The 12,442-nt window shown below is 59.8% G+C and carries 10 protein-coding genes; 3 read left to right on the forward strand and 7 right to left on the reverse strand.

Annotated elements, in window-relative coordinates; translation table 11 throughout:
- Positions 1 to 36 precede the first annotated feature (36 nt).
- A complete protein-coding gene (locus tag D9V82_RS03650) occupies positions 37 to 480 on the forward strand; it encodes a DUF2269 domain-containing protein (protein WP_121911042.1) in 444 nt (147 codons plus the stop codon).
- Between the two features lie 8 nt (positions 481 to 488).
- On the opposite strand, the gene D9V82_RS03655 is transcribed toward D9V82_RS03650, so the two are convergent.
- The 4 genes from D9V82_RS03655 to hutU all read right to left on the reverse strand — a co-directional run bounded on the left by D9V82_RS03655 (position 489) and on the right by hutU (position 6,635).
- Positions 489 to 1,727, reverse strand: a complete 1,239-nt coding sequence (locus D9V82_RS03655; protein WP_121911043.1) for an HNH endonuclease signature motif containing protein — start codon at positions 1,725 to 1,727, stop codon at positions 489 to 491.
- Positions 1,728 to 1,873: 146 nt separating this feature from the next.
- Positions 1,874 to 3,742, reverse strand: coding sequence for a DEAD/DEAH box helicase (locus D9V82_RS03660; RefSeq protein ID WP_121911044.1), 1,869 nt, complete (start codon positions 3,740 to 3,742; stop codon positions 1,874 to 1,876).
- Between the two features lie 46 nt (positions 3,743 to 3,788).
- Positions 3,789 to 4,958 carry an imidazolonepropionase gene (gene hutI, locus D9V82_RS03665; RefSeq protein ID WP_121911045.1) on the reverse strand — a complete coding sequence of 390 codons (1,170 nt, stop codon included), beginning with the start codon at positions 4,956 to 4,958 and terminating at the stop codon, positions 3,789 to 3,791.
- Positions 4,959 to 6,635 (reverse strand): urocanate hydratase, encoded by a 1,677-nt coding sequence (hutU, locus tag D9V82_RS03670; protein WP_121911046.1) that lies wholly within the window; start codon positions 6,633 to 6,635, stop codon positions 4,959 to 4,961.
- 181 nt (positions 6,636 to 6,816) lie between these two features.
- On the opposite strand from hutU, the gene D9V82_RS03675 reads away from it, so the two are divergent.
- On the forward strand, positions 6,817 to 7,617 hold the full coding sequence (locus tag D9V82_RS03675; RefSeq protein ID WP_239088587.1) for an SGNH/GDSL hydrolase family protein: 801 nt from the start codon (positions 6,817 to 6,819) through the stop codon (positions 7,615 to 7,617).
- Here the strand turns inward: D9V82_RS03675 and hutH are convergent.
- Complete coding sequence (hutH, locus tag D9V82_RS03680) at positions 7,598 to 9,148, reverse strand: histidine ammonia-lyase (RefSeq protein ID WP_121911048.1); 1,551 nt, start codon at positions 9,146 to 9,148, stop codon at positions 7,598 to 7,600. The genes D9V82_RS03675 and hutH overlap by 20 nt on opposite strands.
- Before the next feature lie 75 nt (positions 9,149 to 9,223).
- Complete coding sequence (locus tag D9V82_RS03685) at positions 9,224 to 9,967, reverse strand: IclR family transcriptional regulator (protein WP_121911049.1); 744 nt, start codon at positions 9,965 to 9,967, stop codon at positions 9,224 to 9,226.
- A 62-nt stretch (positions 9,968 to 10,029) separates the two neighbouring features.
- Between D9V82_RS03685 and hutG the strand changes: the two genes are divergently transcribed.
- On the forward strand, positions 10,030 to 10,968 hold the full coding sequence (gene hutG / locus D9V82_RS03690) for a formimidoylglutamase (protein WP_121911050.1): 939 nt from the start codon (positions 10,030 to 10,032) through the stop codon (positions 10,966 to 10,968).
- A 3-nt stretch (positions 10,969 to 10,971) separates the two neighbouring features.
- Here the strand turns inward: hutG and D9V82_RS03695 are convergent, their stop codons facing one another.
- Positions 10,972 to 12,318 (reverse strand): YjiH family protein, encoded by a 1,347-nt coding sequence (locus D9V82_RS03695; RefSeq protein ID WP_121911051.1) that lies wholly within the window; start codon positions 12,316 to 12,318, stop codon positions 10,972 to 10,974.
- Positions 12,319 to 12,442: the final 124 nt, after the last annotated feature.

Consider the following 12,442-nt stretch of genomic DNA (forward strand, 5'->3'; position numbering starts at 1 on the left):
AACAAGGCAACTTTTCTTAACTGAAGGGCATCCTCCATGACTACTTTGTTCATCTTCCTGCACGTGGCCGCAGCCATTATCCTACTCGGCCCGGTATGCATTTCTACCTCTATCTACCAGACCCAACTGCAGCGCGCAGCACAGGGCGATAGCACGGCTCTAGGCGCCGCCCGTAACTTGCACAACATCACCAATACTTACGGCTACATTTCCGCTCTCGTGCCAATCCTTGGTCTTGCTGTATTCCTCTCTGATATTGAGACCTTCAAGAGCCAGGTTAACTTCCACATCGCCATCCTCGTGGCCATCATTGCGTGGTGCCTTCTCTTCTTCCTTATCCTTCCTAAGCAGCGCACGGCGCAGGCAGCCTTGGAGTCCGGCGATACCGCCAACCTGGGCTCCATTAAGAAGTCTCTGTCCGCTTTCGGCGGCATCTTCAACCTCCTGTGGGTCATCTGCCTTATCCTGATGTACATCTAGGAAGCTATTTACTTCTCCGGGACAGTGTCATCGCTGTCCCCTTTTTCATCCTTAGAATCCTCCCGAAGTTTTTCTTTTAACTGTTGCGCATCTGCATGCGCATTCTCCCTGCGCTTCTGCGTTGCTTGCGCTACTGTCTGCGCCCACCTGCGGTGCTTGGGCGCTAGTGGTCCGCTCGCGGAGTCATAGACCCACGTAGAGTCCTCAAAAAGCCAGACGATGTCCCCGGTTATCGGGTCCTTGATATAAAAGGCCCTTCCATCGGTCTTTATGTTGTGATGATGCTGGCATAGGCACGTAAGGTTCGCCGCCGACGTCGGCCCGCCGTCTGCGAAATCATGCCGGTGGTCCATCTGGGAAGCCACCGCAGGTCGCGTACAGCCCGGCCACCGACACGTTCCATCCAGTCCCTCCACAAACGCCCTAATATCCGGCGGGGTCACATAGCTGGGGCTCTCCTCCTGACCGGCCTGGTCCATATCCCGTATTGTGGTTGCCCGTGCCTGCAAGTCATCCGCGGTCTGCGGCGATACCCATCCCAGATTCTGTACAAACGCGGGTGCATCTGGCAGGTCGCAACGATACATATTTAACACCACCTTGGCTTTCGGCTGTGCTTTTCCGGTCAGCAGCTCCACTGCGGCCTCGGCCATGGTGAGGTCCTTATCTGCGGCGATATCCCGGATCTTGCGATCAATTATCTCCGCGGTTTCTAGCCCAACGTCTAGACAAACCGCAGCCCACTCCCCGCCGGTAGGTTCCACGCTATAGGATTGCTTTCGGTGGGGATCACGCGCGGCGATGGAGGGATCGAGGCGCACGATGAGCTCACGCAACTTGCGGCGGAGGTTTCGGTGCGAGGGCAGTTTCTGATTGGGACGGGTGGGGGTCAAATAGTTGACCAGTGCATCGTCGATAGTTAATTTCTTCTCCGTATCAATGGCGCCGAGTTTCGCTAGAGTCTGGTCGATCGTGATGAGTCGGTCTAGATCTAAATGGAAGTGCTGTTCTTGCCGGGCCCGCAGCCGCGGCAGCTCCTTTAGTCGTTCGAAGGCAAAGATAATATTTCTAATGCGGGATTGGCGCACCCCGGTTAAATCTGCGAGAGATTGGCTAATAATTTCGATATCCACATCCGGGGCAGGATGGAGCTTCTCCCAGAACTGATATTCCGCCTTCCTAAGCTCCGTAGCAGTACGGGAGGTGAAATTTTCCGGATTGGTATTGGCATAATATGACGAATTCATGAGCTTTCTTTCGACCGATCTACTAGAACATATTTTCGTCATACATCATACAAAACCACTTCGACACGCTACCCCCATTTATAGTAAAAGCGCAGTTCAGAGGGTATGAAAAAAGGGCCTCTAAAGAGAGGCCCTTTGGGGTTTAATTAGTCGTGGAACCTACCACCGTGTTTGCGGCGACCGCCACCATCACGGCGAGGCGGGCGACCAGTATCCTTCTGGATCTTAATAAGTTGACCAGAAATCCTGGTGTCCTTCAGACGCTCCAACACCGCCGGGTCCATGTTCTTCGGCAGATCCACAAGGGTGTGACCCACCGCAATGGTGATGCGACCAAAGTCCTTAGCAGACAAGCCACCTTCGTTGGCGATTGCACCGACAATGGCACCGGGGCGGACATTCTGGCGTTTGCCGACGTCCAACCGGTACGTCTCAAAGTCACCATCCGAGCGCCGGGAGCCGCCGCGGCTCTTGCCGCCACCCCGGAAGTCGCGGTCACGCTTGCGGTCATCGCGATCGCGGCGTTCCTTCTTCGGCTTGGGCAGAGGCTTGTCTTCCAACAGGAATTTCTTGCCACCCTGGTGCATGACGGCCAATGCAGCGGCGATGTCATCCATCGCAACATTGTTGTCTTCCGAATACTTGCGCACCAAATTGCGGAATAAATCAGCCTGCTTGTTGTCCATGGCTTGAGTAATGGCCTGCGCAAACTTTTCCTTGCGCTTCTCATTGACCTCATCGACAGACGGCAGGTCCATCTCTTCGAGGCGTGCGTTGGTCACACGCTCGATGGAGCGCAGCATGCGGCGCTCGCGCGGCGTGACGAACAAAATTGCCTCGCCGGAGCGCCCCGCACGGCCAGTACGGCCGATGCGGTGCACGTAAGACTCGGTATCGTTCGGAATATCGAAGTTCACCACATGGGTGATGCGCTCGACATCAAGGCCACGCGCGGCCACGTCAGTAGCCACGAGGATGTCGAGGCGACCATCCTTTAGTTGGTCAACGGTACGCTCGCGCTGCGCCTGGGCGATGTCACCATTAATGGCACCAGCACTATAACCGCGATCGCGCAGTGCCTCGGCCACCTCTTCGGTCTCATGCTTGGTGCGACAGAAGACGATAATGGCGTCGTAGGTGGTGACCTCGAGGATGCGAGTGAAAGCATCCATCTTTGCGCGGTGCGGAATCAAGAGAAAGCGCTGCTTAATGTTGTCGTTGGTGCGGCGCTCGGACTTAACGGTTACTTCCGCCGGGTTGTGCAGGTATTGCTTGGACAGGCGGCGGATCGCGTTGGGCATGGTGGCTGAGAAAAGCGCCACCTGCTTGCGGTCCGGGGTGCTTTCCAGGATGCGCTCGACGTCTTCCTGGAAGCCCATGTTCAGCATCTCATCGGCTTCATCGAGGACGAGGAACTGCAGTTGGGACAGATCGAGCGAGCCCTTTTCCAGATGGTCGATGACGCGGCCGGGGGTACCCACGATGACCTGGGCACCACGGCGCAGACCAGACAGCTGGATGCCATAAGCCTGGCCACCGTAGATAGGAAGAACTTCGATGCCTTTCAGGGTTTCCGCGAAGGACTGGAAGGCATCTGCAACCTGCAGAGCCAGCTCGCGGGTAGGCGCAAGAACAAGTGCCTGCGGGTGGCGTGCCTGCGGGTCAAGCTGGGACAAAACCGGCAGCGCAAAGGCAGCGGTTTTTCCGGTACCGGTCTGCGCCAGGCCCACGACATCGCGGCCTGCCATCAGGATAGGGATGGTTTCTTTTTGGATGGGGGACGGCTTCGTAAAGCCTACCTTCGCAACGGCTTGCAGAATTTTATCTGGCAGGTCGAGGTGCTCGAACCCCTGGGAGTCGTCGTTGGCCGAGTCCTGAGACTCAGCGCCGGTACCCTCAGAAGTATTCGCAGCCCTGGTCTCCTTATTGACACCTTGCGAGTTGTCCTGAGATTCCGACTTTTTAACATCTTCCGGCTCGTTTACGCCGCCGGTGGCGTTATCGGTAATGCTCATTGCCCGTCCAACCCTACGCGATACCGGCGGCAAACTCCATTCCTGGCTATACCCCCGCCACGAATGTGCGGTAGCTCAGCGGCATGCCCGGCCGGTAGGCCAGGTGCACCGCGCTGGGAGCGTCGAGTACGTGCAAGTCAGCGGCGGCGCCTTCCACCAGGGTGCCCTTCGCGGGACGACCCTGTGGGTCGAGACCATTGCCCACGTTATGGCGGCGCAACGCCGTGGCACCGCCGGTGGTAGCGGCGTAGATGGCCTCATCGACAGATAGATGCTGCTGCAGGACAGCCGTGGTCACGCAGTAGTTCATCGACGAGGTATAGGACGTCCCGGGGTTGAGGTTGGAGGCAATGGCGAGGGTGACGCCGGCATCAAGAAGCGCACGACCAGGTGCCAGGGGCTCGCGGGTGGAAAGATCACACGCTGGGAGCATAGTGGCCACGGTTTCGGACGACGCGAGCTTTTCGATATCGCTATCGCTCAGGTAGTTCACGTGGTCCACCGAAGCGGCGCCGAGCTCTACCGCAAGGCTCACGCCCGGTCCCTCACCCAGCTGATTACCATGCACTCGTAGGCCAAGGCCCAACTTCTTACCGGCTTCAAGAACCCGGCGCGACTGCTCTTCGTTGAATGCGCCGCGCTCACAAAAGACGTCGATCCACTGGACGTATTCGGCAACGCCGTCCAGCATCGGGCCGACGACCTCATCGAGGTAGTCTTCCGCATCCGCTCCTGGCGGCACGAGGTGGGCGCCTAAGAAGGTGACATCATCAACGTGCTGGGCTGCCACGCGCGCGGCTTCTACCTCGGAGTCCGTGTCAAGGCCGTAGCCGGTCTTGGTCTCGAAGGTAGTGGTGCCACCGCGGCGGCCGGCGGCCACGCGCTCGGCGACGAGCTTATCCAAACGGTCTGCCCCCGCCTGCCGCGTGGCATCCATGGTCACCGCAATGCCGCCGGCCTCGTAGGAACCGCCAGACATGCGAGCTTCAAACTCGGCGGAGCGGTCGCCGTCGAAGACCATGTGGGTGTGCGAATCGACCCAGCCGGGCAGCACCGCGCGCCCGCCTAAGTCCACCTGATCATCGGCAGCAGGTGCCTGACTGGCGGGACCAATCCAGGCGATGGTGCCGTGGTCGGCGATAAGGGCGGCATCGTTAAGCGTGCCGTGCCCACTCACCGTGCGCAGTTCAGAAATTCCGGTAAAAAGTGTGCTCATTTAATCCCTGGCCTTAAATTCCATAGGTACGCGAACGCCGCGCTCTGTGGCAACTTCTTTTGCGCGTGTATATCCAGCATCGACGTGGCGGATAACACCCATTCCTGGATCATTAGTGAGCACGGCACGCAGCTTGGCGGCGGCAAGATCAGTGCCATCAGCAACCGAGACCTGGCCCGCGTGAATAGACCGGCCCATGCCAACACCGCCGCCGTGGTGAAGGGAGACCCAGGTGGCACCGGAGGATACGGCAGTCATGGCGTTGAGCAGCGGCCAGTCAGCGACGGCGTCGGTGCCATCGAGCATGGCTTCGGTCTCGCGGTACGGCGAAGCGACTGAGCCGGAATCGAGGTGGTCACGGCCGATGACGATGGGGGCCTTGAGCTTGCCTTCGCGTACCAGGTCATTGAAGAGCAGGCCGGCCTTGTGCCGCTCGTTGTAGCCGAGCCAGCAGATACGAGCGGGCAGGCCCTCGAATTCAACGTATTCCTCGGCGGCGTCCAGCCAGTTGTGCAGGTGCTCGTTCTCCGGGAATAGCTCCTTGAGGGCTTGATCGGTAACCTTGATATCTTCCGGGTCGCCAGACAGCGCTGCCCAGCGGAATGGTCCCATTCCCTCGCAGAATAGCGGGCGGATATAAGCGGGAACGAAGCCTGGGAACTCGAATGCGCGCTGGTAGCCGGCGTGACGAGCCTCGTCACGGATGGAATTACCGTAGTCAAAAACCTCGGCACCTTCGTCCTGGAATTCCACCATCGCTTGGACCTGCGCGGCCATGGATTCCCGTGCCTTTTTAGTAAAGGTCGTGGGATCGGCCTTTGCCTCGGACTGCCAGTCATCCACGGTAATTTCGGCGGGCAGGTAGGACAGTGGATCGTGCGCGGAGGTCTGGTCGGTGACGATGTCTACCTTGAATTCCCCGGCACGCTGGCGGCGCAATACCTCTGGGAAGACCTCAGCGGCGTTTCCTACCAGGCCGACGGAAAGCGCCTTCTTGTCTTCCTTGGCAGCGAGGGCCAAGCGCAGGGCCTCGTCTAAGTCGGTGACTACTTCATCGAGGTAGCGCTTGTGCTGACGGCGGCGCAGGCGGGATTCTTCCACGTCCACGATAATTACCGCTCCACCGTTGAGCGTAACGGCGAGCGGTTGAGCGCCGCCCATGCCGCCACATCCACCGGTCAGGGTCAGGGTGCCGGCCAGGCTGCCTTCGAAGCGCTTCTTAGCCACGGCCGCGAAGGTCTCGTAGGTGCCCTGCAGGATGCCCTGGGTGGCGATGTAGATCCAGGAGCCGGCCGTCATTTGGCCGTACATCATCAGGCCTTCGTCCTCAAGCTTGCGGAAATGTTCCCAGTTGGCCCAGTCGCCCACCAGGTTAGAGTTGGCGATGAGTACACGCGGTGCCCATTCATTGGTCTTCCAGATGCCCACCGGCTTGCCGGATTGGACGAGGAGGGTTTCGTCGCCTTCCAGGTCTTTTAGTGATTCCACAATGGCATCGAAGGCTTCCCAGCTGCGGGCTGCGCGGCCAGTGCCCCCGTAGACCACGAGGTCATCGGGGCGCTCCGCTACCTCTGGGTCGAGGTTATTCATCAGCATGCGCAGTGGCGCTTCGGTTTGCCAGGATTTTGCGTTGAGTTCGGTGCCGCGGGGTGCGCGGACTTCGCGTGGTTCAGACATGGCTTCCTTTCGCTCGTGCTTATTGACGCCGTACCCTACCCCAAGGCCGGTTTCCCGGGGCTGTCTCCCGGGGGTTTGGCGAGCATCACACATAACAATCTAGTGTGATACACAACGTATTCAAGACTTGTGCATTCACCAACTGTCTGGCATTTCAGACTCAGCGGCTACTATGACATCCATGCGCCACGTATTGCCCGCCCTCGCCGCCGCCTGCCTGCTTGCAGGCTGCTCCTTGCAGCCGCAAGAAGCCACAGAAGACCCAGAAAACTATGTGGCCCTCGGCGATTCCTACGCGGCAATGGGCTCGACGACGCTCCCCCTCGATCCGCCCGATTCCTGCGCCAGGGCGCAAGATTCCTACCCAGAACTCGCCGCGCATCAGATAAATACGATTTCTTTCCGCAACGTGGCCTGCCAGGGCGCGAGCACACTGGATGTTTTATCCTCCGCAGGCGAACATCCCGCCCAGGTGGACGCGCTGGCCGCGGATACGTCCCTTGTCTCCTTGAGCATCGGCGGCAACGACGTAAGCTTTGTGCGCTTGACTCGCTGTGCAACGGACGACATATGCCAGGAGGAATCGGGCCCGCAGATAGAACTGGAGCTCCATGATCTGCCGCAAAGGCTGGACAAAGTCTACGAGGAGATCACCCACCGCTCACCTAAGGCAGAGGTCATTGCCACCGGCTATATCCCCCTCATCAACCCCGGCGAGACCTGCCCTTTTATAGAAAAAATCCCGGCCGACGACCGGGAGTGGTTGGCAGATACCATCCAGCGCATCAACAAAGCGGTGCGCGAAGCCGCCGAACGCAACGGCGCCGTCTACGTGCTGCCTGAGGATGCCCCGCAGCACTCCGCCTGCTCGGATGAGCCGTGGGTAGACTTTACTGGGCAGGGTACCGAGTCCTTCCCCATGCACCCCACCCACGCCGGCCAGGTGGCGATGGCGCAGGCAGTTAGCGCAGCTCGCTCGTAGCGGCCTCAACGGCATCGATCAGCGCACCAGACTTGACAAGGCGCACGGTCTCCTCGATTTCCGGTGAAAGGTAGCGGTCGGTCCCTGGGCCCGGAACAGTCGCGCGCAGGGCGTTGATGACCGCACCGGTGCCATTAGCAGGCGTTTCCTCGCGCATGTCGATGGCACGCGCCGCGGTGAGGATCTCTACGGCCAAGACGCGCTGTAGACCATCGACGGCCTTGCGTAACTTGCGGGCGGCGGACCAACCCATAGACACGTGGTCTTCCTGCATGGCAGAAGAAGGAATGGAATCGGCCGAGGACGGGGTAGCCAGGCGCTTTAATTCGCTGACGATACCGGCCTGGGCGTACTGCGCGATCATGTGGCCGGAGTCGACACCGGGGTCACCGGCAAGAAAGGCATTCAATCCACGGTTGCGGGCCGGATCGAGGAAGCGGTCGGTACGGCGCTCAGAAATGGACGCCAGGTCCGCAGCGACGATGGCGAGGAAATCGAGGGCATAGGCCACCGGCGCCCCGTGAAAATTGCCGTTAGAAACCACGCGGCCGTCCTTGGCCACGACTGGGTTATCTACGGCGGCAGCGAGTTCACGCTCAGCTACCTGCGCCGTGTGAGCCAACGTATCGCGAAAACCGCCCGCTACCTGCGGCGCGCAACGCACCGAGTAGGCGTCTTGGACCTGATTCTTCTTGAACTCCTCCAGCGCCGCGGCAAGGATCTCGGAACCGTTCGCAACCTGGCGGATATTGGCTGCGGAGTCGGCCTGGCCCGGGTGCGGGCGCAGCTGCTGCAGGTCATCGGCAAAGACCACGAGGGTGCCGAGTAGGCCTTCTACCGTCATGGCGGTGGCAATATCGGCGGTCTTGGCGGCCGCGCGCAAGTCAGTAATGGCGAGGCAAAGCTGGCCGAGCATGCCATCGGTGCCGTTAATCAGCGCCAGGCCTTCCTTCTCGCGCAGCTGCAGCGGTTCGATGCCGGCTGCAGCAAGGGCCGAACCTGCATCCTGCAACTCGCCGCCCACGCGGACCTCACCCTCCCCTAAGAGCGCCAGGGCGCAATGGGCCAGCGGCGCCAAGTCGCCGGAGCATCCCAGCGAACCGTATTCGCGCACCACCGGCACGATGCCGGCATTAAGTGCCTTGGCGTAAGTCTCTACCACCACGGGGCGCACGCCGGTGCGTCCGGTGCACAGAGTGGACAAACGCAGCAACATAAGCGCGCGGATAACTTCTTCTTCCACCTCAGGGCCGGTACCAGCCGCGTGGGAGCGCACCAGAGATAATTGCAGCTGCGCGCGCATCTCTGCTGGAATGTGGCGCCGGGCAAGCGCGCCGAAACCAGTAGAGATTCCGTAGACAGGCGTGGGGTCCTGGGCCAATTCTTCAACCCGGTCGCGCGTAGAGGCAACCTCATCGAGGGCCTCGGCGGAGATTCCTACCGTGGCGCCGTAACGGGCCACTGCCACGACTTCTTCAATGGTCAGCGCTCCGACGCCGACGGTAACACTGGATGGGTATGCATTAGGCATGATAACTCCTGTTGTCTTTGGGTGCAGCAAAATATAGCTCACGTCACAGCCTAACGCGCTAGCCCGCATGCTACCTCACTTTTCGCGCTGGCGATACATTGTCCCCGCGCATTTCTCCGCGGCCCGGCGCAGCGCCGCGATGAGCTCCTCCACGCTGCCACTCGGTGTGGAGATGGGATAGGTTACCGCGAGTGCCGCCGCGGGTCGCTCCAGGTGGTCCACGATGGGCACCGCCACCGAGGCCTGTCCCCGCGAGATTTCTTCCACCTCTTTTTCCCATCCGCGCGCAAAGGCCCGGTCCAGCTGCTTTTTAAGGACGCCAAAATTTTCCCCGCCCGCGGTATCGAATGCAGCCTTGACCTCTGTTTCCGGCAGATGCGCAAGCATTACCCTGCCCGATGCCGTCTTATGCGCCTGCAGGCGCACCCCCACCTCCGTCACCAAAGAGGTCGCACCCGGCGCGCGGACTTCCTGCAGGTATAAAATCTCCGAGCCCGCCATGCGCGAAATGTGCCCAGATCCGCCAACCAGCCGTGCACAGTGTTCCAGGTCCCGGGTGGCCATGCGCACCAACGGCTGCTGGGTTACATAAGCAGAGGCCATCGAGTACGCCGCCAGCCCAAGGCCGTAGGTTTTGTGCTCAGGTAGGTGGGCAACGAAGCCGGCATCGACCATCTCCGCGAGCAGGTGGTACGTGGTCGAGCGCGGTAGACCGAGCTCGCCTCGGATGCGGGCAGCGGAAATTGGGACATCTATAGTTGATAGCAGCTTGAGGATGTCTAGCGCATGGCGCGCGGCGGGGACCCGGTGAGTACTCACAGCGGTCAATTATATTCCGTCATTGACGGACAAATTCAGCGCACGCTCCTACTATCGGCAGTATGAATACCGAATCAGCCCCACTTTTTACTCCCGCTCCCGAGTGGTCCGGCCGCTCAGATGGTCCCGGCGCCGAGCACGCGCGCTGGCATAGCGTTATCAACCAGGCCGAATCCGCACCCGTGACCCTGCTGGGCTTTGCCTCCGATGAGGGTGTACTGCGCAATGGCGGCCGCCAAGGTGCCGCAGCCGGCCCCGCTGCCTTGCGCGCCGCCCTCGGATCCCTCGCGGTCCACCATGGCCACGCGCTTGCCGATGCCGGAACGATTACTACCCAAGCCGACGATCTCGACGGCGCGCACGAGGCACTGTCCAGAAAAGTCGAAGAACTTGTCCGTGGCGATACCCTGCCCATCATCTTGGGCGGCGGACATGAAACCGCTTTCGGCTCCCACCGCGGCCTGTTCCGCGCCCGCGGTGCTACCCCGATCATCAACGTGGACGCCCACTTCGATCTCCGCCACGCGAAACACGCCACCTCAGGTACACCCTTTACCCAGATTTCCCAGCTCACCGACGACTTTGACTACTGTGTCTTTGGTATCTCGCGGCCCAATAACACGGCGGTGTTATTCAATGATGCCGACAAGCTCGGCGTCAACTACACCCTAGATGAGGAGCTAGTTAACCTGACCCCCGCCGAATGCGGCGTGCTCGCCACCCAGGCCACCACCGCTGCGGAGAACATCCACCTATCCATCGACTTAGACGTGCTTCCCGCCTCCACCGCCCCGGGTGTATCCGCCCCGGCCAGCCTCGGCGTTTCCTACGAGCGCATCCGCGCCCTGGTGGTAGCCATTGCCGCGACGGGCAAGCTGGCGCTTGTCGATGTCGTCGAACTCAACCCCACCTTCGACATAGATAACCGCACCGCCAAGGCAGCGGCGCGGCTTATCGATGACATCGTTACTGCTCACCTCACTGCGATAAGCGGGCAGTAATACTCAAAACAGGAGGTGCGCAATCGGAGTCGCAATTACGATAGTAAGAGCGACCCGCTCAAACCAGATGATGACCAGGTGGGACAGCTTCACCGGAATCTTGGTAGCCAGAATACAAGGCACCAAGGCCGAGAAGAAGATGATGGCGGAAACTGCCACGACCCCGATAACAAATTTCAGTACCATGCTGTCGCTGCCTGCCACTGCGGTGGCGGGCAGAAACATTTCCGCAATACCCATGGCTGCGGCCTTGCCCCCAAGTTCCGGCTCCGGCAGCTGCACTATCCGGGCAAAGGGATAAAACAGGTAGCCAATCCATTCAAAGACCGGGGTAAACCGCGCCAGCAGCAAACCAATAAGCCCCACCGACATGATGGACGGCACGATGGCCGCGGCCATGCGCACGCCATCGCGGAGGTTATCCCAAACGGCCTGCGGCAACGACGGCGCGCGCTGCAAGGCCAGCATCGCCTCCCGCCACGCATTCTTAAACCGCGATCCTTCCACCGGCTTTTCCGGGTCTGGTTCTGCATCCTCGCAGTATTCATCCGGAATCATCCGCAGTGGCGGAATGCGCACGGTAATGGCCGTAACCAAAAATGTCACCACCAGCGTGACGGCGAAGTACGTACCCCAGATATTCATCAAATCCAGCTGCTTGGCCACGATAACCATAAACGCCGCCGATACCGTGGAGAACCCGGTCGCGATAACGGCAGCTTCCCTGCCGGTATAACCGCCCTTTTGATATACGCGGTCCGTGACCAAAATGCCCAGCGAGTACGAACCGACGAAGGAGGCCACCGCATCGATCGCGGAACGCCCCGGCGTCTTCCACAGCGGGCGCATAATCGGTTGCATCAGTACCCCAACAAACTCTAAGAGCCCAAAGCCAATAAGAAATGCCAGGAAGGTACCCCCAATGGGTACGATCAGACCCACCGGCGTGGCAATGGAGTTCCATAAGAAAGGAACCAAGTCTTCATCGCCTAAAAACCACGGCAGTGCGTCAATGACCATGAGGAAGGAAATGACCGCACCGGCGATGTTGAGGACTGCAAAAACCGCCTGCAGCGCGCTCTGCTTGAACGCCCCAGTGCTAAAACTGCGCACCGTTCCATACACGGATAGCGCAAAAATGAGCCACGGCACCACCGCCGGAATGCTATCGCGCACGATGGTGACTATGTGGTCCAAAGGAATGGAGTTCTTTCCCTTGTAGGTCACAGGAAAGAAGAACACGAACGCGCCGATAGCGCTATAAACAAAAAGTTTCCACCGACCCCCAGGCCGCGGGACTTCCCCGTCATGGCTCTGGAGGGAGGAATTAACTGATTCAGTAGAAGTCACGACAGACCGCCCCTCAAGCTTTCATGATTATCAAGCCCGCGCGACAGCCTAACGCGAACATTGCGATTATGTTACCCAAATAACATATTGTTGTCTAGTGTTCCCTAGCTCAAGGCACAATAGA

The sequence above is a fragment of the Corynebacterium macginleyi genome (genome assembly GCF_003688935.1).
GTDB lineage: Bacteria > Actinomycetota > Actinomycetes > Mycobacteriales > Mycobacteriaceae > Corynebacterium > Corynebacterium macginleyi.